At 69.8% G+C, this 26175-nt stretch carries 25 protein-coding genes and 1 tRNA gene; 13 read left to right on the top strand and 13 right to left on the bottom strand.

The genetic code is table 11. The annotated features are described in order from the left end of the window. Positions 1-63: 63 nt before the first annotated feature. The 3 genes from ACFWVV_RS09415 to ACFWVV_RS09405 are packed head-to-tail and all read right to left on the bottom strand — an operon-like array spanning position 64 to position 2701. On the bottom strand, positions 64-738 hold the full coding sequence (locus ACFWVV_RS09415; protein ID WP_384347857.1) for a TrmH family RNA methyltransferase: 675 nt from the start codon (positions 736-738) through the stop codon (positions 64-66). Beyond that, positions 735-1964 carry an HTTM domain-containing protein gene (locus ACFWVV_RS09410; protein ID WP_384347854.1) on the bottom strand — a complete coding sequence of 410 codons (1230 nt, stop codon included), beginning with the start codon at positions 1962-1964 and terminating at the stop codon, positions 735-737. Before ACFWVV_RS09410 ends, ACFWVV_RS09415 begins: the two co-directional genes overlap by 4 nt. Continuing rightward, the gene (locus ACFWVV_RS09405; protein ID WP_384347851.1) at positions 1961-2701 is read right to left on the bottom strand and encodes a DUF5819 family protein; all 741 of its coding nucleotides are present in this window, start codon (positions 2699-2701) and stop codon (positions 1961-1963) included. Before ACFWVV_RS09405 ends, ACFWVV_RS09410 begins: the two co-directional genes overlap by 4 nt. 121 nt (positions 2702-2822) lie before the next feature. Here ACFWVV_RS09405 and paaA point away from each other — a divergent pair, with 121 nt between their 5' ends. The 6 genes from paaA (at position 2823) to ACFWVV_RS09375 (ending at position 7701) form a co-directional block, all read left to right on the top strand. Then, entirely contained in the window at positions 2823-3830 is a 1008-nt protein-coding gene (paaA, locus tag ACFWVV_RS09400; protein ID WP_384347848.1) for a 1,2-phenylacetyl-CoA epoxidase subunit PaaA, read from the top strand. Further along, positions 3827-4126 carry a 1,2-phenylacetyl-CoA epoxidase subunit PaaB gene (gene paaB, locus ACFWVV_RS09395; protein ID WP_384347845.1) on the top strand — a complete coding sequence of 100 codons (300 nt, stop codon included), beginning with the start codon at positions 3827-3829 and terminating at the stop codon, positions 4124-4126. The genes paaA and paaB overlap by 4 nt, the downstream gene beginning before the upstream one ends. Further along, positions 4123-4848, top strand: coding sequence for a 1,2-phenylacetyl-CoA epoxidase subunit PaaC (gene paaC, locus ACFWVV_RS09390; protein ID WP_384347842.1), 726 nt, complete (start codon positions 4123-4125; stop codon positions 4846-4848). The genes paaB and paaC overlap by 4 nt, the downstream gene beginning before the upstream one ends. After that, positions 4842-5354, top strand: a complete 513-nt coding sequence (gene paaD / locus ACFWVV_RS09385) for a 1,2-phenylacetyl-CoA epoxidase subunit PaaD (RefSeq protein ID WP_384347840.1) — start codon at positions 4842-4844, stop codon at positions 5352-5354. Before paaC ends, paaD begins: the two co-directional genes overlap by 7 nt. Continuing rightward, complete coding sequence (locus ACFWVV_RS09380; RefSeq protein WP_384347837.1) at positions 5355-6419, top strand: 2Fe-2S iron-sulfur cluster-binding protein; 1065 nt, start codon at positions 5355-5357, stop codon at positions 6417-6419. 121 nt (positions 6420-6540) lie between these two features. Next, positions 6541-7701 carry an acyl-CoA dehydrogenase family protein gene (locus ACFWVV_RS09375; RefSeq protein WP_384347834.1) on the top strand — a complete coding sequence of 387 codons (1161 nt, stop codon included), beginning with the start codon at positions 6541-6543 and terminating at the stop codon, positions 7699-7701. Positions 7702-7731: 30 nt separating this feature from the next. Here ACFWVV_RS09375 and ACFWVV_RS09370 read toward each other — a convergent pair whose 3' ends face one another. The 4 genes from ACFWVV_RS09370 to ACFWVV_RS09355 form a co-directional block, all read right to left on the bottom strand. After that, on the bottom strand, positions 7732-8076 hold the full coding sequence (locus ACFWVV_RS09370) for a rhodanese-like domain-containing protein (protein WP_384347831.1): 345 nt from the start codon (positions 8074-8076) through the stop codon (positions 7732-7734). A gap of 116 nt (positions 8077-8192) precedes the next feature. Then, entirely contained in the window at positions 8193-9035 is an 843-nt protein-coding gene (locus tag ACFWVV_RS09365; protein ID WP_384347828.1) for a hypothetical protein, read from the bottom strand. 83 nt (positions 9036-9118) lie between these two features. After that, positions 9119-10546 (bottom strand): DUF2252 domain-containing protein, encoded by a 1428-nt coding sequence (locus ACFWVV_RS09360; RefSeq protein ID WP_384347825.1) that lies wholly within the window; start codon positions 10544-10546, stop codon positions 9119-9121. Between the two features lie 197 nt (positions 10547-10743). Then, on the bottom strand, positions 10744-11877 hold the full coding sequence (locus ACFWVV_RS09355) for a hypothetical protein (protein WP_384347823.1): 1134 nt from the start codon (positions 11875-11877) through the stop codon (positions 10744-10746). Positions 11878-11971: 94 nt separating this feature from the next. On the opposite strand from ACFWVV_RS09355, the gene ACFWVV_RS09350 reads away from it, so the two are divergent. Then, positions 11972-12412, top strand: coding sequence for a MarR family winged helix-turn-helix transcriptional regulator (locus ACFWVV_RS09350; protein ID WP_384347820.1), 441 nt, complete (start codon positions 11972-11974; stop codon positions 12410-12412). Between the two features lie 132 nt (positions 12413-12544). Here the strand turns inward: ACFWVV_RS09350 and ACFWVV_RS09345 are convergent, their stop codons facing one another. Together ACFWVV_RS09345 and ACFWVV_RS09340 are read right to left on the bottom strand one after the other, a co-directional pair. Then, positions 12545-14275, bottom strand: a complete 1731-nt coding sequence (locus tag ACFWVV_RS09345) for a glycosyltransferase (RefSeq protein ID WP_384347817.1) — start codon at positions 14273-14275, stop codon at positions 12545-12547. A gap of 112 nt (positions 14276-14387) precedes the next feature. After that, positions 14388-14470, bottom strand: a tRNA-Leu gene (locus ACFWVV_RS09340). 311 nt (positions 14471-14781) lie between these two features. Between ACFWVV_RS09340 and ACFWVV_RS09335 the strand changes: the two genes are divergently transcribed. From ACFWVV_RS09335 to pknB, 6 genes are all read left to right on the top strand, one after another. Further along, positions 14782-15636, top strand: coding sequence for an FhaA domain-containing protein (locus ACFWVV_RS09335; RefSeq protein WP_384347814.1), 855 nt, complete (start codon positions 14782-14784; stop codon positions 15634-15636). A 10-nt stretch (positions 15637-15646) separates the two neighbouring features. Beyond that, positions 15647-16171, top strand: a complete 525-nt coding sequence (locus ACFWVV_RS09330; protein ID WP_384347811.1) for an FHA domain-containing protein — start codon at positions 15647-15649, stop codon at positions 16169-16171. 150 nt (positions 16172-16321) lie between these two features. Next, positions 16322-17818, top strand: a complete 1497-nt coding sequence (locus ACFWVV_RS09325) for a PP2C family protein-serine/threonine phosphatase (RefSeq protein WP_384347809.1) — start codon at positions 16322-16324, stop codon at positions 17816-17818. A gap of 14 nt (positions 17819-17832) precedes the next feature. Continuing rightward, entirely contained in the window at positions 17833-19233 is a 1401-nt protein-coding gene (locus ACFWVV_RS09320) for an FtsW/RodA/SpoVE family cell cycle protein (RefSeq protein ID WP_384347806.1), read from the top strand. Next, a complete protein-coding gene (locus ACFWVV_RS09315; protein ID WP_384347803.1) occupies positions 19230-20690 on the top strand; it encodes a peptidoglycan D,D-transpeptidase FtsI family protein in 1461 nt (486 codons plus the stop codon). Before ACFWVV_RS09320 ends, ACFWVV_RS09315 begins: the two co-directional genes overlap by 4 nt. 287 nt (positions 20691-20977) lie before the next feature. Continuing rightward, positions 20978-23029, top strand: a complete 2052-nt coding sequence (gene pknB, locus ACFWVV_RS09310; protein WP_384347800.1) for a Stk1 family PASTA domain-containing Ser/Thr kinase — start codon at positions 20978-20980, stop codon at positions 23027-23029. A 237-nt stretch (positions 23030-23266) separates the two neighbouring features. On the opposite strand, the gene ACFWVV_RS09305 is transcribed toward pknB, so the two are convergent. From ACFWVV_RS09305 to ACFWVV_RS09290, 4 genes are read right to left on the bottom strand one after another with little or no spacing between them, the layout of a single operon-like run. Then, entirely contained in the window at positions 23267-23995 is a 729-nt protein-coding gene (locus ACFWVV_RS09305) for a class E sortase (RefSeq protein ID WP_384347797.1), read from the bottom strand. Between the two features lie 19 nt (positions 23996-24014). Then, the gene (locus ACFWVV_RS09300) at positions 24015-25349 is read right to left on the bottom strand and encodes a class E sortase (protein WP_384347794.1); all 1335 of its coding nucleotides are present in this window, start codon (positions 25347-25349) and stop codon (positions 24015-24017) included. Next, positions 25346-25990 carry an aminodeoxychorismate/anthranilate synthase component II gene (locus ACFWVV_RS09295; RefSeq protein ID WP_384347791.1) on the bottom strand — a complete coding sequence of 215 codons (645 nt, stop codon included), beginning with the start codon at positions 25988-25990 and terminating at the stop codon, positions 25346-25348. Before ACFWVV_RS09295 ends, ACFWVV_RS09300 begins: the two co-directional genes overlap by 4 nt. Then, the gene (locus ACFWVV_RS09290; protein ID WP_384347789.1) at positions 25990-26166 is read right to left on the bottom strand and encodes a hypothetical protein; all 177 of its coding nucleotides are present in this window, start codon (positions 26164-26166) and stop codon (positions 25990-25992) included. The genes ACFWVV_RS09295 and ACFWVV_RS09290 overlap by 1 nt, the downstream gene beginning before the upstream one ends. Positions 26167-26175: the final 9 nt, after the last annotated feature.

Raw genomic sequence — 26175 nt, 5'->3', positions numbered from 1 at the left:
GGGGCCATGTTTCACGTGAAACATGGCCCCGCGCTGCGAGATCTCCGCGTACCGCAGGCCCGGTTACGAGATCTCGGCGTACCGCTGTACCCATGCGTGCATCGCGATCGCCGCGGCGGCTCCGGCGTTGATCGACCGGGTCGAGCCGAACTGGGCAATCGAGCAGACCATCGATGCGTGCTTCCGCGCCTCTTCCGTCAGCCCCGGTCCCTCCTGCCCGAACAGCAGCACACACCGTCTGGGCAGGACGGTCCGCTCCAGAGGGACCGCACCGGGCAGATTGTCGATCCCGATGATCGGTACGCCCTCGGCCGACGCCCAGGAGGTCAGCGACTCCGTGTCGGGGTGGTGGCGCACATGCTGATAGCGGTCGGTGACCATCGCTCCGCGCCGGTTCCAGCGGCGACGGCCCACGATGTGGATCTCCCGGGCGAGGAAGGCGTTCGCGGTCCGCACCACCGACCCGATGTTGAAGTCGTGGCCCCAGTTCTCGACGGCCACATGGAAGTCGTGCCGCCGGGTGTCCAGGTCGGCGACGATCGCCTCCCGTGTCCAGTAGCGGTACGGGTCGACGACATTGCGCCTGTCGCCGTGCGCGAGCAGCTCCGGGTCGTACCGCTCGCCCTTCGGCCACGGCTGCGGGTGCGGCCCGACACCGATCTCGGTGCCGAAGCCCTCGTCGTACTGCGTCGGCTCGGCGCCGGCCGGCTCGGGCTCTGTGGTGTTCTCGCTGCTCACCCCACGAGCGTACGGGGCTGTTTCCCCTCGTCCGTACGCCGCTGCCGCACGGCCTCGGCGGCGGGCGGCCCGAGCACCTTGGCCCGTACCCGCGAGACCCGTCCGCCCAGCCACACGAGGAAGACCGTCGGCAGGAACACGGCGTCCGCGGCGATCATCGCCATCGAGAAGAACGGCAGCCCCAGCACCACTGCGATGCTCGCGTGCTCCACGATCATCACCGCCAGCAGGACGTTCTTGACGCGCCGGTTGAACAGGGTGAAGGGGAAGGCGACCTGCACGATCACCGTTCCGTACGACACCAGCATCACCATCACGCCGCTCGACGCAAGCAGCCCGGAGAGGCCCGGCCAGGGGGTGAAGTAGTCGAGGTGCAGCGGGTAGTAGACCGCGGTGCCGTCCTGCCAGCGCGAGCCCTGCACCTTGTACCAGCCGGCCGTCGCATAGACGAAACACACCTCGGCCATGATCACGAGCAGTGTCGTGTTGTGCAGGAGGTTGGCCAGGACGTCGAGCAGGAGCCGCGGCTCGCCGCCCGCGTACCTGCACGCCCCCCACCACAGGGCCTGGGCCAGCAGCAGCGTCCAGAAGACCAGCAGCCAGCCCCAGCTCATGAGGCCCAGGAAGGTGACCGCCGCGAGGGCCGCACCGAGCACCGCCCAGAGGGCGGGGCCCACCCGGTCGCGTGCCACCGCGGCGAGGACACCTCCGGCGGTCCGTACCCGCCGCGCGTCCAGCGACCACACTTGTCCGCAGCGGGTCAGCACCAGGTAGATCGCCATCAGATGGATGACGTTGTCGCCGCCGTCGCCCATGAAGACGCTGCGGTTCTGCAGGGACAGCACGCCGATCATGAACAGGACGGACATGGTCCTGGTGCGCCAGCCGATCATCAGCAGGACACAGGCCGCCATCGCCACGACGTACACGAACTCGAACCACAGGGCGCTGTCCGTCCACATCAGGACGGAGAACGCCTTGTTGTCGGTGACGATCTTCTGCGCCATGTCCCAGCTCCACGGGCCCTGGGGACCGTACAGCTCGTGGCGGTGGGGGATCTCGCGCAGCAGGAAGAGCAGCCAGGTGGCGGAGAACCCGATGCGGATGACGGCGCTCTGGTAGGGACCGAGAGCGGCCGCCGTGACCCGCTGGGCGCCCTGTCCGAGGACGCCTCTCAGTTTCCGGACGAGGCGGCGGGCAGGCTGCCCGGGCGCGGACGTGCTCACTTGGTCACCCCTGCCTCTTCGGCGACCTCGGTGAGGTCGGCCGGCGTCACCGTCCACCAGGGCAGCTGCCGGTAGACGGGCGTGACGGTGGCCTTCTCCGTGCTCCACGGCGGGGGCTTCACCAGGGTGGTGCGCGAGCGCACCTGGATGCGGACGACGGCTCCGCCCATGTCGAGCTCGGACATCCGCTCCAGCACGATACGCCGCACGTACCGCTCGGAGAGGTCCCCGCGCATGCCGAGGGACTGGTTCTTCTCGTCGTGCCAGCCGGTGAAGAAGTCCCAGCCCCTGCGCAGCTCGTTCTGGAAGGAGTGGCTGGGCAGCAGACTGCCGCGGATCTTCTCCGCGTCCCGCGCGGTGAAGTCGATCCACTCCGTGGTGCGCCACTGGCCCGCCTCAGTACGGATCTGGGCACGTGCCAGGACAGCGACGTTCTGCTGGAGCGGGTTGGGCGCGAAGAGCTTCCAGTTCTGTTCGAACTCGGGATTGATCCAGGAGTCGACCAGCCGCGCGTTCTTCTTGCTCAGCGTATTGGGCGGGCCGACGTGCAGAAACACCATGCCGAGGTGGACGAGGGCGGTGACACCGATCAGCGCCAGCGCCAGCGCGGCGACGATCCGGGAGCGGAAGGACAGGCCGCCGATTCCGGGCCGGCCGGCGGCTTCGGCCGAGTCGGCGGTGGCGGCACCGTCGCTGCTGACGGGGCCGGTACCGGCCTTCTCGTCGTACGAATCCATCCCGCCCCGATCAGCACGTGTCGGCCAGTTATCCACAGAGGTTGACACCCTACGGGCCGCCGCCCCACCATTGAAGCCAACGAACCGAACGATCGGTCGGTAGGTGGCTCAGGGGGCCAGGATGACGACAGTGACGGCAAAGCAGACCCCGCCGGGGACGGAAGCGGCGCACGAAGCAGCGTTCGACGCAGCCGTCGCCGCCGACGAGCGCATCGAGCCACGCGACTGGATGCCGGACGCGTACCGCGCCTCCCTCGTACGACAGATCGCCCAGCACGCGCACTCCGAGATCATCGGCATGCAGCCGGAAGCGAACTGGATCACCCGAGCCCCCTCGCTGCGTCGCAAGGCCATCCTGATGGCGAAGGTCCAGGACGAAGCGGGCCACGGCCTGTACCTCTACAGCGCCGCCGAAACGCTCGGCACCGGCCGCGACGAACTCCTCGACAAACTCCACTCCGGCCGCCAGAAGTACTCCTCGATCTTCAACTACCCCACCCTGACCTGGGCAGACGTCGGCGCAATCGGCTGGCTGGTGGACGGCGCCGCCATCACCAACCAGGTCCCGATCTGCCGCTGCTCCTACGGGCCCTACGCCCGCGCCATGGTCCGCATCTGCAAGGAGGAGTCCTTCCACCAGCGCCAGGGATACGAGTCCCTGCTCGCCCTGTCGAACGGCACCCCCGAGCAGCACGCAATGGCACAGGACGCGGTGAACCGGTGGTGGTGGCCGTCACTGATGATGTTCGGCCCGCCCGACGACGAGTCCTCGCACTCCGCCCAGTCCATGGAATGGAAGATCAAGCGGCATTCCAACGACGAACTGCGCCAGCGCTTCGTCGACATCGCCGCCCCCCAGGCCGCCTCCTTGGGCCTCACCCTCCCCGACCCCGACCTGCGGTGGAACGAGGAACGCGGGCACTACGACTTCGGCGCCATCGACTGGACCGAGTTCTGGGACGTACTCAAGGGCAACGGGCCCTGCAACGAGCAACGGATCACCCAGCGCCGCCAGGCGCACGACGAAGGCGCCTGGGTGCGCGACGCCGCCGCGGCGTACGCGGCCAAGCGCAGCGACATCACCACACGCCCTGCCGGCACGGAGCACACGAGGGGGACGACAGCATGAGCGGCACGGCTTCGCACCAGGACTGGCCACTGTGGGAGGTGTTCGTGCGCTCGCGCCGCGGACTGTCCCACACACACGCCGGCAGCCTGCACGCCCCCGACGCACACATGGCCCTGCGCAACGCCCGCGACCTCTACACCCGCAGGTCGGAAGGCGTCTCCCTCTGGGTGGTCCCCTCCACCGAAATCACGGCCTCCTCCCCGGACGAGAAGGACTCCTTCTTCGAACCGGCCGGCGACAAGCCCTACCGGCACCCCACCTTCTACGAGATCCCCGACGGGGTGAAGCACCTGTGACCACGGCACCTACGACGCACCCCGCCGCCCTCGCCCTGGGCGACGACGCCCTGATCCTCTCCCACCGGCTCGGGGAGTGGGCAGGACACGCCCCCGTCCTGGAGGAGGAGGTCGCCCTCGCCAACATCGCACTCGACCTGCTCGGCCAGGCCCGCATCCTGCTCTCCCTGGTCGGTGACGAGGACGAGCTGACGTATCTCCGCGAGGAGCGGGCCTTCCGCAACCTCCAGCTCGTCGAGCAGCCGAACGGCGACTTCGCCCACACCCTCGCCCGGCAGCTCTACTTCTCCACCTACCAACACCTGCTGTACGGACAACTCGCCACTGGAACGAGCGAGTTCGCCCCCCTCGCCGCGAAGGCGGTCAAGGAGACGGCGTACCACCGCGACCACGCCGAGCAGTGGACCCTGCGGCTGGGCGACGGCACCGAGGAGAGCCACGGCCGGATGCAGCACGCGGCCGACGCGCTGTGGCGGTTCACCGGCGAGCCCTTCCAGAGCGTCGACGGCCTGGAAGGCGTCGACTGGAAGACCCTGGAAGCCGACTGGCTGCAATCGGTGACGGGCGTACTGGAGCAGGCGACGCTGACCGTCCCCCAGGGCCCGCGCACCGGCGCATGGACTGCCGGCGCCGGACGCCAGGGACTGCACACCGAACCCTTCGGCCGCATGATCGCCGAAATGCAGCATCTGCACCGCAGCCACCCGGGGGCGACATGGTGACCGGCACCCCGCTCACCCCGCTGGAGGAGGAGCTCCGCCGCCTGGCAGGTTCGGTGCCCGACCCCGAACTTCCCGTACTCACCCTGGCCGAACTGGGCGTGCTGCGCACCGTCCATGTGTCCGGACCCGGCAGGGTCGAGGTCGAACTGACCCCGACCTACACCGGCTGCCCTGCGATCGAGGCGATGTCCGCCGACATCGAGCAGATACTGCACGACAGCGGCGGCATGGCCGAGGTCACCGTCCGCACCGTCCTCTCCCCGGCCTGGTCGACGGACGACATCAGCGCCGAGGGACGGCGCAAACTGGCCGAATTCGGCATCGCACCCCCACGCACCACCCGCGAGGTGGCCCACGAGCCGATACCGCTGTCCCTCGCCATCCGCTGCCCGCACTGCGGATCCATCGACACCGAGCTGCTCAGCCGCTTCTCCTCCACCGCGTGCAAAGCACTGCGCCGCTGCGTGTCCTGCCGTGAACCCTTCGACCACTTCAAGGAGTTGTAGATGCCGTTCCACCCGCTCCTGGTCCGGGGCATCGAGCGGCTCACCGACGATGCGGTGGCCGTCACTCTCGCCGTACCGCCCGAGCTGCACGAGACCTTCCGGCACCTGCCGGGCCAGCACCTGGCGCTGCGGCGGGTCGTGGACGGGCAGGAGATCCGGCGTACGTACTCGATCTGCGCACCCGCGGTCGAGGCCCCGGACGAGCCGGTGCTGCGCGTCGGCATCCGGCTCGTCGACCGCGGCGCCTACTCCACGTACGCTCTCAAGGAACTGCTGGTCGGGGACACCGTCGAGGCGATGCCGCCGATGGGCCGGTTCACCCTGGAGCCGCGCGACGGGTACTTCGCGGCAGTCGTCGGTGGCAGCGGGATCACCCCCGTGCTGTCGATCGCGACGACGCTGCTGACCCGCCGCCCGGACGCCAGGTTCTGCCTGATCCGCAGTGACCGGACAGCCGCCTCCACGATGTTCCTGGAGGAGGTCGCCGACCTCAAGGACCGCTTCCCCGGCAGATTCCAACTGGTCACAGCGCTGTCCCGGGAGGAACAGCAGTCGGGGCTGCCGTCGGGGCGGCTCGACGAGGAGCGGCTGACCCACCTGCTGCCCGCCCTGCTGCCGGTGTCGGACATCGACGGCTGGTACCTGTGCGGGCCGCTCGGACTGGTGCAGGGCGCCGAGCGTGCGCTGCGCGGGCTCAAGGTCGCCCGGGACCGGATCCACGAGGAGATATTCCACGTCGACGACGGACCGTCGTCCGCCGCCCCGGCCGTTTCGGTGCCCGCCGCCGTGGGCGGCTCCCTGACCGCGACGCTCGACGGCCGCTCCGGCACCTGGCCCGTACAGGACGGCGAATCGCTCCTGGACACCGTGCTGCGGGCCCGTGCGGACGCGCCGTACGCGTGCAAGGGCGGGGTCTGCGGGACGTGCCGGGCGTTCCTGGTGCGCGGTGAGGTGCGGATGGAGCGCAACTACGCACTGGAGGAGGAGGAGACGGAGGCAGGGTACGTCCTGGCCTGCCAGTCCCATCCGGCCACCGGAGAAGTGGAGTTGGACTTCGACCGCTGAGCGCCACCACCGCCAGGAACGCCGCCCCCGCCATTCCTTTCCCGTAGAACGTGTTCTATCTTGACGCACCGTCAGATAAGGCACGGTGCGGCCGTGCACACGGCAATGGGAGGGCAGGACAATGGACTTCACCTTCACCGAGGAGCAGCAGGCCGCCACGGAAGCGGCACGCGCCGTCTTCTCCGGGGTGGCACCCGACACGGTGCTCAGTCCGGCCCTCACCACGGGAGCGGTCGCCGACGACTTCGACCGCCCACTGTGGGCCAAGCTGGCCGCCGCCGACCTGCTGAGCCTCCTGCTGGCCCCGGAACACGGCGGGGCCGGCCTCGACCCGGTGGCCCTGTGCCTGGTCCTGCGGGAGTCCGCGAAGGTGCTCGCCCGCGTGCCCCTGCTGGAGACGAGCGCGGTCGCCCTGGCCGTACAGCGATACGGGGACAAGGAACTGGCCCACGCCGTCCTGCCCGCAACAGGACGCGGCGAACTGGTCCTGACCGCCGGCGCCAACGGCCGCACCGGCCACGAGCCGGCCGAGAATGCCGTCACCGCACGGCACGTGGACGACGGCGCACCCGGCGAGGCGGCGGGTGGAAGCTGGGTGCTCGACGGAGTCCAGACCGCGGTGCCCTGGGCACAGCACGCGGATCTGATCGCGGTCCCGGCCCGGACGGACGAGCGCCACACCGTACTCGCCCTCGTCCCCCCCGACCGTACCGGCGTCACCCTCGCCGACCAGTACTCCACCAGCGGCGAACTCCTCGCCGAGGTCGTCCTCGACTCCGTCACCGTGCGGCGCCACGAGGTCATCGCCGACGGGTCTGCCTGGGAATGGCTGCGGGCCCTGCTCACCGTCGGCACCTGCGCCCAGGCACTCGGCCTCGGCGAACAGGTGCTGAGCATGTCCGCCGCATACACCTCACGGCGCGAACAGTTCGGCTTCCCGGTCGCCACCTTCCAGGCGGTCGCCGTCCAGGCCGCCGACCGCTACATCGACCTGCGAGCCATGGAAGCCACCCTGTGGCAGGCGGCCTGGCGACTCGGTACGGCCGCGGGCGGGGCCCTGCCCCTCGCCGGAGACGTGGCGGTGGCGAAGATCTGGGCCTCCGACGGCGTGCGCCGCACCGTGCAGACGGCACAGCACCTGCACGGCGGATTCGGCGCGGACACCGACTACCCGCTGCACCGCTACCACGCCTGGGCCAAACAACTGGAGCTCAGCCTCGGCCCGGCCGCCGCACACGAGGAAGCGCTGGGCGACCTGCTGGCCGCCCATCCGCTCGACTAGCGTCGAAGCACCCCGTTCCCGGGCGGCCGGTCAGAGGACGAAGGCGGGAGCGTCGCCCTCCGCCACCATCGGCCGCCCGGCGCCGTCCCAGGCGAGCATCCCGCCCTCGATGTTCACCGCGTCGATGCCCTGCTGCACCAGGTACTGGGTGACCTGCGCGGACCGCCCGCCGACCCGGCACATGACATGGGCGCGGCGGCCGTCCGCCACCGCCTCGGTGACCTCGCCGAACCGGGCGACGAAGTCACTCATCGGCACATGCAGCGCACCCTCGACGTGCCCGGCCGCCCACTCGTCGGCCTCCCGGACGTCCAGCACCAGGCCTTCGACGGGTACCGATGCGACGTCCACCGAGGGCATGGAGGCGAAATTCATGGGTCAAGCCTTCTCTCGTACACACAGATCCCGTCCACACGCGGATCCCGAACAGACCAACAGATCACTCAGCGCCTGCCCGGCCCGCGGCCGGAAAGCACCACCGCCCGAAAACGCTACTGCACCCACCGGGCCAGCTCGGCCTCACGCTCGGACACCTGCGCGAGCAGCTGTTCGGCGATCTCCTCCAGGAGCCGGTCCGGGTCGTCCGGCGCCATCCGCAGCATCGACCCGATGGCGCTCTCCTCGAGGTCGCGGGCAACGACCGTCAGAAGCTCCTTGCGCCGCGAGAGCCACTCCAGCCGCGCGTACAATTCCTCGCTCTGACCGAGCCGCACCTCGGGCACCGGGCCGGCCGCCCACTCCTCGGCGAGTTCGCGCAGCAGCTTCTCGTCACCCCGGGCGTAAGCGGCGTTGGCGCGGCTGATGAACTCCTCGCGCCGCCGCTGCTCGCCCTCCTCCCGCGCCAGGTCGGGGTGGGCCTTGCGGACCAGATCCCGGTACAGCTTCCGGGCCTCCTCACTGGGACGCACCCGCTCCGGCGGGCGCACCGGCTGATCGGTCAGCATCGCGGCGGCTTCCGGCGAAAGCCCGTCGGAGTCCATCCAGTCGTGGAAGAGCTCCTCCACCCCGGGCATCGGCATGACCAGCGCCCGCGCCTCGCGCGCCTTGGCCAGATCCTCCGGGTCCCCGGTGTGCCGCGCCCGCGCCTCGGCGATCTGGGCGTCCAGCTCGTCCAGCCGCGCGTACATCGGGCCGAGCTTCTGGTGGTGCAGCCGGGAGAAGTTCTCCACCTCGATCCGGAAGGTGTCCACCGCGATCTCGAACTCGATCAACGCCTGCTCGGCAACCCCCACCGCCCTCTCCAGACGCGCCTCGGGGCGTGCACCGCCCGTACCCTCGGCGGCCTGCACATCTTCGTCGGGGGTAACCGGGTTCCCGGCGGCATCCTGAGTCACCGGTCCAGCGTACGGTCCCGCCCCCAGGAGGGGGCCCTTCCCCCTCCCCCCACCCCCGGCCCACCCCACGCCTCACCCCCGCCTCACACCCCCAGCTCCGCCGGGATCCTCCCGTTCCTGATCGCCTCGGTCAGGACGGCGTGGTCCGCCTCGGTCCGGTCCGCGTAGGCCACCGCGAAGTCGGCGACCGCTTCGTCGAACTCTTCGTTCTTGCCGAGGTAACCGGCCACGGTCCGCGGGTCTGCGCTGTGTGCGTGGGCCCTCGCCAGCAACGCGCCCGTCATCCGCCCGTAGTCGTCCACCTGGTCGGCTGCCAGGGCCGCCGGGTCCACGCTCCCCTTCCTGTTCCTGAACTGCCTCACCTGGAAAGGCAGTCCGCCGACGGTGCACCAGCCGAGCAGGATGTCGCTGACCACCTGCATCCGCTTCTGTCCGAGCACCACCCGCCGCCCCTCGTGGACCGGCTCCGGTATCCCGAAGCCCAGTTTCGGCAGGTAGGGGGTGAGGACCGAGGCCCGCGCCTCCTTCACCTGGAGCACCAGCGGCTCGCCGAGGTGATCGAGCAGCAGCACTACGTACGACCTGGTGCCGACGCTGCCGGTGCCGACGACCCGGAAGGCCACATCGTGTATCGCGTACCGGGCGAGCAGCGGCAGCCGGTCCTCCGAGACGGTCCCCAGGTACTCGCCGAGGGCCGAGGCCACCGCCGCTGCCTCCGCGTCCGGCACCCGTCGCAGTACCGGCGGAGCGTCCACGAACCGCCGGCCACCGTTGTCGGTCTGCTCCGTGGACCGGGCGGCGAACCGGGCACTGGTGTTCTTGCGGGCTTTCTCCGAGACCTGCTCCAGCGTGCCGAGCAGGTCTCTGGCGTCGGTGTGCGAGACGAGTTCCTCGTCGGCTATCGCGTTCCACGCCTCGGCCACGGGCATTTTCGCCATGAGCCGCATGGTCCGCCGGTATGCGCCGACGGCGTCGAATGCCCCTTTCCGGCAGGTGTCCTCGTCGGCGCCCGCCTCGCGGGCTGCCAGCACCAGCGAGGAAGCGAGCCGCTTGACGTCCCACTCCCACGGCCCGATCGCCGTCTCGTCGAAGTCGTTGAGGTCGATGACCAGCCGTCCTCTGGCGTCCCCGTAGAGACCGAAGTTCGCCGCGTGCGCGTCCCCGCACAGTTGGGCGGCTATGCCGGTGACGGGCCCGCCCGCCAGGTCGTGCGCCATGAGTCCTGCCGCACCGCGCAGGAAGGAGAAGGGGGAGGCCGCCATCCGGCCCACCCGTATCGGGGTGAGCGAGGCGACCCGGCCCCGGCTGGATTCCTCCACGGCGCGGACCGCGTCCGGCCGTCCCGCGTCCAGTGTCAGTGCCCGATGGGCCGCGCGCGGCACCTGCTTCCGCAGCGCCTTGCCCTCCGCCTTCCGCGACTGCGGCTGTCCGGCTGCCGTCGCACGCGGCGCGAATCCCTCGACCTGGGGAATCCGCCGGGCTGTCCCCGCTCCGTAACCGGCCTCGTTCATCACGTGCCGCCACCCCCGTTCGTACGTCGTCCTGCTCGTCAGCGGCCGTGTCCGGCGGCTGGGAAATCAACTCCTCATGACCGTAGCCCTGTTGTCGAGGAGGTGCGCAGGTCCCCTGTGGACAACCGGGGAAAAGTATGAAGAACGGCCCCGGACCAGGTCCGGGGCCGCTCCCACCGCTTCTGTTCACCACCGGCTCAGACGCCGACGGCCTCCTCCAGTTCCTCTTCCGTCTCCGCCGGTGCCGAGCGCCCCGAGGAGGCCGCGCGGTCGTCCGCCACCTCACTCCCCGCAGGAACGCCATGGGCGGGGTGCGCGTGGGCCGCGTGCGCCCCCGGCGCCACCCTCCGCCGCCGGGCCGCCTCGAACAGCCCTGCGGCGCCCATCACGGCCAGGCCCGCCACGAACCACAACGTCAGCACCAGCACGCTGCGCCCCACTCCGTTCCCGTCGAAGTAGACGTGCCCGCGGGCGCCCTCGATGAAGCCGGCGCCGTTCCAGAAGGAGTGCAGTGCGGCGAAGAAGCCGGACTGGAGCTCGGGCCTGAAGATGCCGCCGGAGCTGGTGAAGTTGAGCATCACGAACAGCACCATCACGCCCAGCGTCGTCCACCGCTTGAGGAAGGTGTGCAGGCCGACGCCGATCAGCAGGATGCCTGCGGAGTAGATCCAGGACATCGCCCACACCCCGGGCAGCCCCTGGTCCACCAGGTGGAAGAGCGGCCCCGCGAAGACTGCGCCGATCCCGCTGACGACGAGTGACATCCCCGCGGCGAGCAGCGCCCTGATCCGCAGCGGCAGGACGGCGCCGGCTCCGCCGATCACCGCGACGGAGGCATAGGAGCCGATGCTGAGCGCGACGAGCAGGAAGAAGAGCCCCTGTCCCGTCGGGTCGCCCGCGGACACCGGTGCCACGTCCGTCACCTTGAGCGGCTCTCCCTGCTCGGCCGCCACCTTCGTGAAGACCTTCTGCACCACGGTCGCCGTCGTGTCCGACCCGGCCGTGGCCACCATCAGTTCGGGCTTCTCGCCCGGTACGTATGCGCCGTACACCTGCCGGTCCAGGAGCTGTGCCCGGGCCTGCGCCCTGTCCGTGACCGTACGGACGTCGAGGGCTCCCTCCCCCTTGTCGTGCAGCGTCTGCGCCAGGACTTGCGCGCTCGGCCCCGAGCCGACGACGTCCACCCGCAGCTGGTGCGGTTCGGGTGCGTGGAAGGCGCCGAGGTACGCCAGCCCCATGCCGACGCACATCAGCAGTGGGGTGACGAGGTGACCGAGGACGTGCCGCAGCGACGCTCCCGCACCGCTCTTGCTCAGGGGGGACGCAGACATCAACAGACTCCAGAAGGACACGAGAGTGGTTGGCAATTACAACCACCTGATTCGATGTACTCTACAACCAATCGAGTGGAGGGCAAAACGCCTCATGACCCACCAGAACCCGCGGCGCACCACAGCCGTCGACACCATCGAGCGCGAGCTGACCGCGTTCGCCCGCCGGGCGCGTGCCACCGCCGCCCGGCTCCACCCGGACCTGCCGCTGGTCTCGTACACGCTCCTCGCGCACATCCACGACCAGCGGGGCTGCCGTGCCACCGACCTCGCCGCCCACTACATGCTCGACAAGTCCACCGTCAGCAGGCAGCTCAGCACCCTGGAGAAGTTCGGCCTGGTCGAACGCCGGCCCGACCCGGACGACCACCGCGTCCAGGTTCTGCACCCCACGGAAGCGGGCGCCGCCGCCCTCACCGCGACCCACGCCAGTCGGCATGCCGCCTACCAGGAGCGCCTCGCCGACTGGAGCGAGGACGACCTCAGCCGCTTCGCCGCTTACCTCCTGCGCTACAACAACGGCAGCCGCTCCTGAGACCCCGGCGAATCACTGCCGCCCCCGCACTCCCGCCCGACGCCAGGCCCCCACCCGTCCCCGTGCCCCCGTTCGACGCCAGGCCCCCACCTGCCCCCGCGCACCCATCGGGCCACGGGAGCCCCGCAGTTCCTAGAAGCGCACGCTCCACACCGTCGCCGCCCCCGCCGACCCGCCCTCCGCGGCCGGCATCCGCAGCAGCGTCGCGTCCCGGCCGCCGATCAGCCGCCGCACTCCCGCCGCGTCCGGCTGCAGTCGTCCCTTCTCGAACCGTACGAAGCTGACGCGCGTGCCCCGCGGGAGTTGCGTCCCCTCCGCGCGCAGCTGCCCGTACTGCCGGTACGTCAGCGCGTCGCACCCCGAGTACCAGCCGAACTCCGGCTCGTATCCGGTGACGATCAGGCAGCGTTCGCCGTCCTGTGCCGCGAGCGCCCGCGCCACCGGCACCGTCGAGGTGCCCAGGGACGTCGGTCCGGGCATCGCTCCGTGTGCCACCACCTGTGCCGTACCGAGCACCGTCAGCGCGGCCAGGGCCGCCACCACGGCGAGCACGCGGGGCGCCCACGCGCGCGTGAGCTCCGCCACAGCCTGGACGCCGAGGATCGTGAGCAGGGTCACCGGCAGGTAGACGAAGCGCGGTTCGCCGTCCGTCGCCACCCCCAGCACCACGAACACCAGCAGTGCCGCGGCCCCCAGGAACACCCGGCGCCGGTCCTCCGTACGCCCCCGGGGTCCCTCGGCCCCCTTGCGCGTCCGCCGCCAGGCCGCGAAGGCCGCGCACACCCCGGCCGCCATCACCACCGCACCCAGGTCCCCGGCCAGCCGGTACGGGAAGACGCTCAGGTAATAGACCAGCCCGTCGCCCACGTACTCCCGGTTGGCCTGCGAAGTCGCCGACAGGATCATCCCGAGAGGTTTACCGGTCCGCTCCACGGCATAAAGGAAGTGGGGCACGAGCCCCAGGGCGAGCACTCCGACCGCGGCCCACAGTCGCCATCCGAGCGCCAGCCAGGCCCGCGGCCCGTAGGCGAGGATCCCCGCGAGGGCGACCGCCACAAGGTTTCCGACCACTCCGTAGCGCAGATAGAAGGCGGCCAGCGCGACGAAGGGCACCCACAGCAGCGCCCGGGCGCCCGCTTTCGTCCCGGCCCGTTCCACTGCCGTGGCCAGCAGGAACACCACGGTCAGCAGCAGTGCGGTGGAGCCGATGTCGTTGAGGTACTCGGGCACCCGTCGCAGGAATCCCAGTCCGCTCAGCAGAACCAGGACCACCACCACGGCCCGCCGCGGCGTCGTCCACGCGCGCGCCACGAGATACGTCGTGCAGAGCATCGCCAGCGCCAGCACCAGGGCCACCGCCCGCAGTGCCCCCGTGCCGCTGCCGGAGGCGTACCCCTCGTAGCCCGACAGCCACAGCGCGACCGTGCCCAGCGCGGGCAGGCCGAGCGGCCGGTAGACGCCCCAGCCGGCGTCCGGGGTGCCGTCCAGCCAGAACCGCGCCTTGTTCGCGTAGACCGCTTCCTCGTGACCGAGATACGGCTCGAAGTCCTGCAGCCACGCCCACGCCCCGGCGGCCAGGGCCAGCACCACGACGACGTACAGCCACGCCGGGACCCGCCGGAGCCACGCCTCGGCGCGCATCCAGAAGCCGGGTGCGGGGCCGGGAACTCCGTGGGGCCGCGGCCCGTTCCTCAGCCACCAGGGCTTCGCCAGGAGCCACAGCACCGCGGCGAGCAGCAGATAGGGCCACGGCTGCCAGCCGGGCAGCCAGCCCCCGAGACCGGCGGCCAGCATCAACTGCTGCGCCGCTGCCAGCACCGTCGTGACGACCGCACCGACACCGAAGAGACCCGACCGCCCCACAACCGCCTCCGACCACCGCGCCGTGCGGCAGGGGCAGTTCGCCCGGCGCACAGCAAACGGACATGCAGAAACGGGCCCCACCGTTTTCACGGTGGGACCCGAATCCCTGAAGTGCGCGAGGGGGGATTTGAACCCCCACGTCCCGAAGGACACTGGCACCTGAAGCCAGCGCGTCTGCCGTTCCGCCACTCGCGCATTGAGTGATGTCGTTCGATTTGCCGCACTGGTTTGTGCGACCGGCTGGCGACAAGAAGAAGATTAGCACGCTGGCCGGGGTGGATTCACACGCATAGTTTGCGGGGACCCGCCAGTGGAACGTCCGCCTCCAGCACCCACTCCTCAAGGGAGCGGGACGCGTACGGGACACTGTCAGGAAGCCACCTCTACGATCCCTTGTGAGGGGTGACACTCATGGACTGGGCGGACAAGGGGAACCAGCCGTTTTCCCGGCGCGTGGATACGATCAGTAAGCAGTACCAGGACGACAACGACGGAGGAGGTGCCCCATGGGAGTCCTGAAGCGTTTCGAACAAAAGCTCGAAGGCATGGTCAACGGCACCTTCGCCAAGGTCTTCAAGTCGGAGGTCCAGCCCGTCGAGATCGCCGGCGCCCTGCAGCGCGAGTGCGACAACAACGCGACGATCTGGAACCGCGAGCGGACCGTCGTCCCCAATGACTTCATCGTCGAGCTCAGCACCCCGGACTACGAGCGACTGAGCCCGTACTCCGGCCAGCTGGGCGACGAACTCTCCGGCCTGGTCCGCGACTACGCGAAGCAGCAGCGCTACACCTTCATGGGACCGATCAAGGTCCACCTGGAGAAGGCGGAGGACCTGGACACCGGCCTCTACCGGGTACGCAGCCGCACGCTCGCTTCCAGTACCTCGCAGGTCGCCGCACCGGACAGCGGTCCCGGCACCCCCTCCGCCCCCCGGGGCGGCGGCGGTTACGGATATCCGCCCGCGTCCTCCGGCGGCGCACCTCCCATGCCGCAGGCCCCGCCCGGCGGCCCTGCGCGCCCCGCGCCGACGGCCGACCGGCGGACCCCCGGAGCGGGCCCCGGCCCGCTGCCCGGCACCCAGATCAGACGCTGGATCGAGATCAACGGCAACCGCCACCAGATCTCCCGCCCCACCCTCGTGATGGGACGCAGCACCGAAGCCGACGTACGGATCGACGACCCCGGCGTCTCCCGCCGGCACTGCGAAATCCGTACCGGAACGCCCTCGACGATCCAGGACCTGGGGTCCACCAACGGCATCGTGGTGGACGGGCAGCACACCACCCGCGCTACGCTCCGCGACGGCTCGCGGATCGTCGTGGGCAGCACCACCATCGTTTACCGGCAAGCCGAAGGGTGAAGCGGGGGCAATGTCAGAGCTGACCCTGACGGTCATGCGGCTAGGTTTCCTAGCTGTCCTGTGGCTATTCGTAATTGTGGCCGTCCAGGTCATCCGCAGCGACCTGTTCGGCACACGTGTCACGCAGCGCGGCTCACGCCGCGGCAATGCGTCCGACACGCGTGCCCAACAACAGCAGAACACCGGCGGGGGGCGCCAACAGGCCGCCCCACCCCAGCAACAGCAGCGGCAGCGCCGCGGCGCGCCGACCAAGCTGGTCGTCTCCGAAGGCAGCCTCACCGGAACCACGGTGGCGCTCCAGGGGCAGACGATCACGCTGGGCCGGGCGCACGATTCGACGATCGTGCTGGACGACGACTACGCGTCCAGCAGGCATGCCAGGATCTACCCGGACCGCGACGGCAACTGGATCGTCGAGGACCTGGGATCCACCAACGGCACCTATCTCGACCGGAACCGGCTCACCACGCCGCAACCGATTCCGCTGGGCGCACCGATCCGCATCGGCAAGACCGTCATCGAGCTGCGGAAGTAGTACGACAATGAGCGAGCGGAGCGAGCGAGCCGCAGCGGTCCCGGCACAGGGCCACAGCGCCCTGGCCACGGGCCTGAGCGCGCTCCCGACCGGAGGGTGGGCAGTGTGGCTCGAAACCCGGTGTACCCGGAGCCGACGGGCGAGGTGCGTATGAGTCTGTCCCTGCGCTTCGCCGCCGGATCGCACAAGGGCATGATCCGGGAGGGGAACGAGGACTCCGGTTATGCCGGCCCCCGCCTTCTCGCGATCGCCGACGGCATGGGCGGCCAGGCCGCCGGCGAGGTCGCCTCCTCCGAGGTGATCTCGACCCTGGTCCAGCTCGACGACGACGTACCCGGGTCGGACATCCTGACCTCCCTGGGCACCGCCGTCCAGCGCGCCAACGACCAGCTGCGCATGATGGTCGAGGAGGACTCCCAGCTGGAGGGCATGGGCACCACGCTCACCGCCCTGCTGTGGACCGGACAGCGCCTGGGCCTGGTCCACGTCGGCGACTCCCGGGCATACCTGCTGCGCGACGGCGTCCTCACCCAGATCACCCAGGACCACACCTGGGTGCAGCGCCTCGTCGACGAGGGCCGCATCACGGAGGAAGAGGCCACCACCCACCCGCAGCGCTCCCTGCTCATGCGGGCGCTCGGCAGTGGCGACCACGTCGAACCCGACCTCTCGATCCGCGAGGTGCGGGTCGGCGACCGCTATCTGATCTGCTCCGACGGCCTGTCCGGCGTCGTCTCCCACCAGACGATGGAGGAGACGCTCGCCAGCTACCAGGGGCCGCAGGAGACCATCCAGCACCTGATCGAGCTGGCGCTGCGCGGCGGCGGCCCCGACAACATCACCTGCATCGTCGCCGACGTCCTGGACGTCGACGGCAACGACACCCTCGCCGGGCAGCTCAACGACACCCCCGTCGTGGTCGGCGCCGTCGCCGAGAACCAGATGCAGCTCGGCGACACCCGCGCCATGGAGACCCCCGCCGGGCGGGCCGCCGGACTCGGCCGTCCCACGCCTCCGCCGCAGGCCCAGTCCCCCTCGGGGAACTTCGGCCCGGCAGGCAGCGGCGGCTACGGCGGCGGCATGCCCGACGACACGTTCGACATGTACAACGGCGAGGACTTCGTGAAGTCCCCGGGCCGCAAGTGGTTCAAAAGATCCGTCTACCTGGCGCTCGCCCTGATCGTCGTGGGCGGCGGTCTGTACGGCGGCTACCGCTGGACCCAGACCCAGTACTACGTCGGGGCCAACGCCGAGCACGTCGCGCTCTACCGGGGCGTCGACCAGGACCTCCCGCTCGTGTCGCTCTCGAAGATCGAGAAGGACCACCCCGAGATCGAACTCAAGTACCTCCCGGACTTCCAGTCCAAGGAGGTCAAGGAGTCGCTGGGCGCCAGCGATCTCGCGCAGGCGCGCGAAAAGATCGAGAGGCTGGCACTTCAGGCGTCCGCCTGCAAGAAGAAGTCCCAGCAGCCGCCCCCGGCCACACCGGCGAAGCCGCCGGCCACGCCCAAGCCCGGCACCACTCCTGGCGCCAAGAATCCGCCGAACGCAGCCAAGCCCACTCCGAGCGCCCCCGCTCCCGGTCCCACGCTCTCCGAAGAAGAGCAGGAACTGGCCTCGCAGTGCGGTAAGCCGGCCACACCGTAGGGGGCCCACCACTTATGAGCGTTGTCACCAACACGACCACCATCGGCGCGATCGAAGCACCCAGCAGGCGCAACACCGAGCTGCTCATGCTCGCGTTCGCCGTCGCCATCCCCGTCTTCGCGTACGCCAATGTGGGTCTCGCCAAGGACGGCAGCCTGCCCGCCGGCATGCTCGGGTACGGGGTGGGGCTCAGTCTGCTGGCCGGAGTCGCGCACCTGATGATGCGCAAGTTCGCCAAGTACGCGGACCCGCTGATGCTGCCGATCGCGACCCTGCTCAACGGGCTGGGGCTGGTGCTGATCTGGCGGCTCGACCAGGAGCCGACCATCACCACCGCCAGCCTCGGCGGGCCGATGGCGGCCAAACAGCTGATGTGGTCGACGCTCGGTGTCGCGCTCTTCCTGGCGGTGCTGTTCTTCCTCAAGGACCACCGTGTCCTCCAGCGCTACACGTACATCTCGATGGTCGTGGCGCTGATCCTGCTGATCCTTCCGGTGTTCTTCCCGGCACGGTTCGGCGCGCGCATCTGGATCACCATCCCCGGCGTCGGTTCGCTCCAGCCGGGCGAGTTCGCCAAGATCATCATCGCGATCTTCTTCGCGGGCTATCTGATGGTCAAACGCGACGCCCTCGCCCTGGCCAGCCGGCGCTTCATGGGGATGTACCTGCCGCGCGGCCGCGACCTCGGCCCGATCCTCGCGATCTGGGCGCTCAGCCTGATGATCCTGATCTTCGAGACCGACCTCGGTACCTCGCTGCTGTTCTTCGGCCTCTTCGTGATCATGCTGTACGTCGCCACGGAACGCACCAGCTGGGTCGTCTTCGGTCTCACGCTGAGCGCGGCGGGGGCGGTCGGTGTGGCCACCTTCGCCAGCCATGTGCAAAGCCGCGTCAACAACTGGCTGGACCCGCTGGCGCTCGCTCCCAACGGCGGTGTCACCGAGACCGCCCAGGCCATGTTCTCCTTCGGCTCCGGCGGCCTCTTCGGCTCCGGGCTCGGCCAGGGCTACTCGCGTTTCATCGGCGGCATCGCTCCCAAGAGCGACTACATCCTCGCCACCATCGGCGAGGAAATGGGCCTCACCGGCGTGATGGCGATCATCCTGCTGTACGGCCTGCTCATCGAGCGCGGCGTCCGCACGGCGCTGGCGGCCCGCGACCCGTTCGGCAAGCTCCTCGCGATCGGCCTTTCCGGTGCCTTCGCCCTCCAGGTCTTCGTCGTCGCCGGTGGCGTCACCGGCCTCATCCCGCTGACCGGTATGACCATGCCGTTCCTGGCCCAGGGTGGCTCCTCCGTGATCGCCAACTGGGCGCTGGTGGCCATCCTGCTGCGCATCAGTGACACCGCGCGGCGCCCCGCGCCCGCGCCCGCCCCGTCCCCCGACGCCGAAATGACCCAGGTGGTCCGCCCGTGAACAAGCCCCTGCGCCGGGTTGCCATCTTCTGCGGCATCCTGGTCCTCGCGCTGCTCGTCCGCGTCAACTGGGTCCAGTTCGTCCAGGCCGACGAACTCAAGAGCCACAAGGACAACCGCCGTGTCCTGGTGGAGCGTTACGCCCACCCGCGCGGCGACATCATCGTCGACGGCAAGGCGATCACCGGGTCCGTCGAAGCCAAGAGCGGCGACCTCAAGTACAAGCGCACCTACAAGGACGGCCCCATGTGGGCCCCCGTCACCGGCTTCGCCTCGCAGGTCTACGGCGCCACCCAGCTGGAGAACCTCAACGACGGCATCCTCACCGGCACCGACGACCGCCTCTTCTTCGACCGCACGCTCTCGCTGTTCACCGGCGAGGAGAAGAAAGGCGGCAATGTCGTCACCACCCTCAACGGCGACGCCCAGCGTGCCGCATACGAGGGGCTGAAGGGCAAGAAGGGCGCCGTCGCGGCCCTCGACCCCAAGACCGGCAAGATCCTCGCCCTGGCAAGCACCCCCTCCTACGACCCGTCCAAGATCGCGGGGATGGGCGACGACGAGGCGTGGAAGAAGCTCGACAAGAAGGTCAACCCGGACGACATCTCGCTCAACCGGGCGCTGCGCCAGACCTACCCGCCTGGCTCGACGTTCAAGGTCGTCACGGCGGCTGCGGCGTTGGAGCACGGCAAGGTCGGGGAAATCGACGCGGCGACCGAGTCACCGCTCCCTTGGACCATGCCGGGAACCACCACGGTGCTTCCCAATGACGGCAACCACCCCTGCAAGAACGCCAGCCTTCGGGTGGCGCTTCAGTGGTCCTGCAACACCGTCTTCGGAAAGCTCGGGTCCGACCTCGGCAAGGACAAGATGCGGGAGACGGCGGAGAAGTTCGGCTTCAACAGCGAACAGTTCACGCCCGTCCGCTCCAACGCCAGCGTGTGGCCCAAGGAGCTGAACCCCTCACAGACCGCCCTGTCCTCCATCGGCCAGTTCGACACCGCCGCCACTCCTCTCCAGATGGCCATGGTCACCGCCGCCATCGCCAATGACGGCAAGCTGATGACGCCGTACATGGTCGACAAGCTGACCGACCCCAATCTGGACGTCCTCAAGCAGACCGACCCGGTGGAGATGAGTCAGCCGCTGTCGGCCGACAACGCCCAGAAGGTCCAGCAGATGATGGAGACGGTGGTCAACGAGGGCACCGGCACGCGGGCCAAGATCGACGGCGTCACCGTCGGCGGCAAGACCGGTACCGCACAGCACGGCCTGAACAACGACAAGAACCCCTACGCGTGGTTCATCTCCTACGCCAAGACCGACAAGGGCTCCCCGGTCGCCGTCGCCGTCGTCGTCGAGGACAGCGAGGCCGCACGTGGCGACATCTCCGGTGGCGGTCTCGCCGCGCCCATCGCCAAGAACGTCATGCAGGCGGTGCTCGACCGCTCGAAGTAGCCCCGGCCGAGAGGCGGGAGGACGGAAAGAGCGGCGGGGATGTTTCACGTGAAACAGGGACAGCGGACGAAAACGCGATGTTTCACGTGAAACGGTCAGCGAAAGCAGGCCCGCAGTGACGCCCGTCACCGGCCCACACCGTTCGTCCACGTTGACGTACCGGTCAGGTATCAGGTGACGGTCGCGGGCCGATCGGCTGCGGGCCGCCCGGTACCGTATGCGCGAACAGCACACCGCCGGACCACGCACGGGTGCGGTCGGGACAGACGGAGAGGGCTGGATTAGCTATGGAAGAGCCGCGTCGCCTCGGCGGCCGGTACGAGCTGGGCTCGGTGCTCGGCCGTGGTGGCATGGCCGAGGTCTACCTCGGTCAGGACACCCGGCTCGGCCGCACCGTCGCTGTGAAGACGCTGCGGGTGGACCTCGCCCGCGATCCGTCCTTCCAGGCCCGGTTCCGCCGTGAGGCCCAGTCGGCCGCCTCGCTCAACCACCCGGCGATCGTCGCCGTCTACGACACCGGCGAGGACTACGTCGACAACGTCTCCATCCCGTACATCGTGATGGAGTACGTCGACGGCTCAACCCTGCGGGAACTCCTGCACTCGGGGCGCAAGCTGCTCCCCGAGCGCACCCTGGAGATGACGGTGGGGATCCTCCAGGCACTGGAGTACTCGCACCGCGCCCAGATCGTCCACCGCGACATCAAGCCGGCCAACGTCATGCTGACGCGCACCGGGCAGGTCAAGGTCATGGACTTCGGCATCGCCCGCGCCATGGGTGACTCGGGCATGACGATGACGCAGACCGCCGCCGTCATCGGCACCGCGCAGTACCTCTCCCCGGAGCAGGCCAAGGGCGAGCAGGTTGACGCACGCTCCGACCTCTACTCCACCGGCTGCCTGCTGTACGAACTGCTTGCGGTCCGTCCGCCCTTCATCGGGGACTCACCCGTCGCGGTCGCCTACCAGCACGTACGGGAAGAGCCGCAGCCCCCGTCGAACTTCGACTCCGAGATCACGCCCGAGATGGACGCCATCGTCCTCAAGGCCCTGACCAAGGACCCCGACTACCGCTACCAGTCCGCCGACGAGATGCGGGCCGACATCGAGGCGTGCCTGGACGGCCGTCCGGTCGCCGCGACGGCCGCAATGGGTGCGGTCGGCTACGGCGGCTACGACTCGTACGGCGGCAACGACCAGGCGACCACAGCCCTGCGCCAGGCCGGCCAAGGCGGTCAGACGGCGATGATGCCGCCCGTCAGCGGCAACGGGAACGGGGACTACGGCAGCGGCAACGGCGGTTACGACGACCAGCAGGGGCGCCGCCGCCAGCAACCGAAGAAGAGCAACACCTCGACGATCCTGCTGGTCCTCGCGGGCATCCTGGTCCTCGTCGGCGCCGTCCTGATCGGCAACGAGATCTTCGGCGGCAAGGAGAAGCCGGCCGAACAGGTCGCCGTGCCCGCGCTGGTCGGCCAGAAGTTCGCCCAGGCACAGCAGAACGCGACGGCCCTGGGCCTCACGCTCAAGCGCGACGACCAGCCCTGTGCCGACCAGGAGAAGGGCGCGATCTGCAAGCAGAACCCGCCGGGCGGCACCAAGGTCGACAAGAACTCTCCGGTCACGGTGGTCGTCTCCACGGGCGCCCCCAAGAGCGAGGTCCCCGACGTCATGGAGCAGACCCGGGAGCGGGCCACCAACCGCCTCACCGAGGCGGGCTTCAAGCCCAGGGTCAAGGAGGCCCAGTCCGAGAAGACCCCGGGCACCGTCATCAACCAGGATCCCAAGGGCGGTGAGTCGGTGGAGAAGGGCTCCGAGATCACCCTGACCATCGCCAAGGAGAAGGAACTGGTGATCCCGGACCTGGCCGGGCAGCCCTACGAGGCCGCCCAGAAGACGCTCAACGACCTGGGCTTCGACAACGTCGAGAAGCAGGAGCAGGAGTCCGCGGACAAGCCGCCGAACACGGTCATCTCCCAGTCCACGAAGGGCAAGGCCCCCGCAAGCACCAAGATCGTGCTGACGGTCGCCAAGGCTCCGGCGACTCCCACGCCGCCGGTCGGCGAGCAGGTCCAGATCCCCGGCGACCTCGTCGGCAAGAACTACGACGAGGCCAAGGGCACCCTCGAAGGCCTGGGGCTGACCGTTCAGCTCGCCCCCGGCGCATCGGACAAGCCGAAGGCCAAGGTCCTCTCGGTGACACCGCCCGGCGGCAGCACGATCTCCAAGGAGACCCCGGTCGTCCTGTTCACCATGGGCGGTGGCGGCGGTGACGGCCACGGCGGCGGTGACGGCCACGGCGACGGCGGGGAGCGCGGTCTCCTCGGCGGTCTCGACTAACGGACGCAGGAAGAATCTGGGCGCAGCAGAGTGGCGAGGGGGGGAGGGCCCCGGCACAGTGAAGGTGCCGGGGCCCTCCCCCCTTCTGACGAACCGCCACGCGGACCGCCCACCACGCGGACCGACCGCCGCCCGCCGCACGGACGCCCGCCGCACGGGCCGCCGCCACACGGACTGCCCACCGCACGGACCGCCCACCGCACGGACCGCCCACCGCGCCGGCGAACCGCCGCCTAGCTACCTGAGTTCCGCTGGCGGGGTCCGCCGGGAATCCACCCGCTCGGTGCGCTCCAGCTCGCCCCACACCACGTACCGGTACTTGGAGGTGAGGACCGGGGTGCACGTCGTCAGCGTGATGTAGCGGCTCGCCTTCGACCTGCCCGACTCCTTCGGGACCGGGTCCAGCACCTTCACGTTGTACTTGGAGGTCTCCCGCAGGGCCGCGTACACCTTGTAGACGTACCAGGTGTCCTTCGTCTCGAAGACGATCGCGTCGCCGTTCTTCAGCTTGTCGATGTGGTGGAACTTCGCGCCGTGCCCGTCCCGGTGCGCGGCGAGCGAGAAGTTGCCCTGCTTGTCCCAGGGAAGGGCGGCCTTCACGGGGTCCGTGTAGTAACCCGCGACGCCGGAGTTGAGGTCCTTGGTGTCGGTGCCCCCGGTGACCAGCACCTCGCCGTTCTTCATGGCGGGTACGTGCAGGAAGCCGATGCCGTTCTTGATGTCGCGGGCGCCAGGGCCGCCGCTCGCCCAGCTGTGCCGCACCTCGTCGCCCTGCTTGCCGGCCTCGCGGTCGGCGAGGACGTTCGTCCACCACAGTGAGTACGCCACGAACAGGCCCAGCACCAGCCCGGCGGTGATCAGCAGTTCGCCGAAGACGCCGATGGCGGCCGCGATCCGCCCCCGGGGGGCAGTGGTGCGCGGGGGCCGTCCGTCCGTCCGCTCGTCCTGCTCGGTCCTCGCTGCCACCGCACCCGTCCCTCGTCGCTCAGTTGCCCAGCGCGGGCGGCATGCCCTTGCTCCGCGGCCGTTCGTCGACCATCTTGCCCCAGACGATCAACCGGTAGGTGCTGGTGAATTCGGGGGTGCAGGTCGTGAGGGTGATGTACCGCCCGGGCGTGGTGAAACCGGACCCCGGCGGCACCGGCTGGATCACACCGACGTTCGACGGCGACGTCTGCGGGAGCATGGACGTCATCTCGTACGTGTAGAACGCGTCCTGCGTCTCGACGACGATCTTGTCGCCCTTGACCAGCCGGTTCACATAGCGGAACGGCTCGCCGTGGGTGTTGCGGTGGCCGGCCACGGCGAAGTTGCCCTGCCGGTCGGAGGGCATCGCCGTCTTCAGCTTGCCGTCCGCGTAGTGCCCGACCATGCCCCGGTCCAGCACCTTGTGCTTGTCGATGCCCTCGGCGACCGGCACCTTCACGTCGAGCTTGGGGATATGCATGATGGCGAAGCCCTGGCCCGGCTCGAACACCCCGGCCGCCTTCGGCTTCGCACCGCCCTTCGCCCAGCCGTCCTGAAGGCTGTGCGCGGCCCCGTCCGCCTGCATCCCGGCACGGACGTTGGTCCACCAGAGCTGGTACGTCACGAACAGCAGCATCACGACGCCGAAGGTGATGAACAGTTCCCCGACGAAACGGCTGACGACGACCCCGGCGCCCTCCTTCGGGGCCCCCGCCTTCCGCCGGGGCTTGCCCTGCGCGGCCCTGCGCCGCTCGGCGCGCCCGCCGCCCTCCGGCACGAACCGTTGGGGCTCGGAGGCAAACCGTTCGGGCTCGGGGGCGAAGCGCTCGGGCTCAAGCTCCGGCTCGGCCGGACGCCATCGGGAGACCGGCTCCACCGTCGGCAGGGCGTAGGTCGGCTCGTCCACCGGAGGCACCGGCGGCTGCAGCTGCGATTGCGCCTGAGACTGAGGCTGCGGCTGCGGCTGCGGCTGCGGCTGCGGCTGTACGTAACCCCCGACCGGAGCCTCGTACGGGGCCGGGGCGGGGGCCGGGGCGGAGGCCGGAACCTGCTGCTGGCCGTACCAGTCCCGCCGGTACCCGTCCGGGTCGTACCACTCCTGCGGTTCTTGGAACTCCTGCGGCTCTCGGTATGCCTGGTAAGGAGGCTGCTGTACGGGCCCCTGCTGCGCCGCGTACGGGTCGTACGCCCCCTGGGGCTCCTGGGCCCAGCTGGGGGCCTGCCGGCCCGGCAGGGGGTCGTTGAGCGGATCGTCGAGCCGGTCCACCGCCGCCCCGAGGCCGTCGCCGCCGTACTCCTCACCGTAGGGAGGCCCGTACCCGGCGGCGTCGTGCTCGGGGCGCAGCGCCGTCACGCGGAGGCCCTGCCCGCACCCACCACCGGGGCCAGTCCCACCGAACGCCCCACGGCCTCCGTGTCCCCGCACTGCACGAGCCAGTTGGCCAGCATCAGATGGCCCCACTCCGTCAGCACCGACTCGGGGTGGAACTGCACGCCCTCGACCGGCAGGTCACGGTGCCTGAGCCCCATCACGATGCCGTCCTCGGTGCGCGCGGTCACCTCCAGTTCGGCCGGGACCGACTCGGGCTCGGCGGCCAGCGAGTGGTAACGGGTCGCCGTGAACGGGGAGGGCAGCCCGGCGAAGACGCCCGCGCCCTCGTGCCGCACCGGCGAGGTCTTGCCGTGCAGCAGTTCCGGTGCCCGGCCGACCACACCGCCGTACGCCACCGCCATCGACTGCATGCCGAGGCACACGCCGAACACGGGGATCCCGGTGTCGGCACAGTGCCGCACCATGTCGACGCAGACGCCCGCCTGCTCGGGCGTGCCGGGCCCGGGGGACAGCAGTACGCCGTCGAAGCCGTCCTGGGCGTGCGCGAGCGCGACCTCGTCGTTGCGCAGCACCTCGCACTCGGCGCCCAGCTGGTAGAGGTACTGGACCAGGTTGAAGACGAAGCTGTCGTAGTTGTCGACAACGAGGATGCGTGCGCTCATCAGCCGTTCGATCCGTTCTTTCCGTCGACCGTCACGTCACCGAACGGCAGCAGCGGCTCCGCCCACGGGAAGACGTACTGGAAAAGCACGTACACCACCGCGAGGACCAGCACGAGCGAGATCAGTGCCCGCACCCATGCGTTGCCCGGCAGATGCCGCCAGATCCAGCCGTACATGGTGTCCCT

Origin of the sequence: Streptomyces sp. NPDC058663 (assembly GCF_042716745.1) — a bacterium.
Lineage (GTDB): Bacteria > Actinomycetota > Actinomycetes > Streptomycetales > Streptomycetaceae > Streptomyces.
The sequence above is the reverse complement of the archived record's forward strand: the minus strand, read 5'-3'. Positions and strand labels throughout refer to the sequence as shown.

Coding starts and splice junctions, on each gene's coding strand:
- ACFWVV_RS09375 (WP_384347834.1), top strand. CDS start 6,541: ATGGACTTCACCTTCACCGAGGAGCAGCAGGCCGCCACGGAAGCGGCA.
- pknB (WP_384347800.1), top strand. CDS start 20,978: ATGGAAGAGCCGCGTCGCCTCGGCGGCCGGTACGAGCTGGGCTCGGTG.
- ACFWVV_RS09380 (WP_384347837.1), top strand. CDS start 5,355: ATGCCGTTCCACCCGCTCCTGGTCCGGGGCATCGAGCGGCTCACCGAC.
- ACFWVV_RS09370 (WP_384347831.1), bottom strand. CDS start 8,076: ATGAATTTCGCCTCCATGCCCTCGGTGGACGTCGCATCGGTACCCGTC.
- paaA (WP_384347848.1), top strand. CDS start 2,823: ATGACGACAGTGACGGCAAAGCAGACCCCGCCGGGGACGGAAGCGGCG.
- paaB (WP_384347845.1), top strand. CDS start 3,827: ATGAGCGGCACGGCTTCGCACCAGGACTGGCCACTGTGGGAGGTGTTC.
- ACFWVV_RS09295 (WP_384347791.1), bottom strand. CDS start 25,990: ATGAGCGCACGCATCCTCGTTGTCGACAACTACGACAGCTTCGTCTTC.
- ACFWVV_RS09335 (WP_384347814.1), top strand. CDS start 14,782: ATGGGAGTCCTGAAGCGTTTCGAACAAAAGCTCGAAGGCATGGTCAAC.
- ACFWVV_RS09355 (WP_384347823.1), bottom strand. CDS start 11,877: ATGTCTGCGTCCCCCCTGAGCAAGAGCGGTGCGGGAGCGTCGCTGCGG.
- ACFWVV_RS09320 (WP_384347806.1), top strand. CDS start 17,833: ATGAGCGTTGTCACCAACACGACCACCATCGGCGCGATCGAAGCACCC.
- ACFWVV_RS09350 (WP_384347820.1), top strand. CDS start 11,972: ATGACCCACCAGAACCCGCGGCGCACCACAGCCGTCGACACCATCGAG.
- ACFWVV_RS09325 (WP_384347809.1), top strand. CDS start 16,322: ATGAGTCTGTCCCTGCGCTTCGCCGCCGGATCGCACAAGGGCATGATC.
- ACFWVV_RS09290 (WP_384347789.1), bottom strand. CDS start 26,166: ATGTACGGCTGGATCTGGCGGCATCTGCCGGGCAACGCATGGGTGCGG.
- ACFWVV_RS09405 (WP_384347851.1), bottom strand. CDS start 2,701: ATGGATTCGTACGACGAGAAGGCCGGTACCGGCCCCGTCAGCAGCGAC.
- paaD (WP_384347840.1), top strand. CDS start 4,842: ATGGTGACCGGCACCCCGCTCACCCCGCTGGAGGAGGAGCTCCGCCGC.
- ACFWVV_RS09360 (WP_384347825.1), bottom strand. CDS start 10,546: ATGAACGAGGCCGGTTACGGAGCGGGGACAGCCCGGCGGATTCCCCAG.
- ACFWVV_RS09330 (WP_384347811.1), top strand. CDS start 15,647: ATGTCAGAGCTGACCCTGACGGTCATGCGGCTAGGTTTCCTAGCTGTC.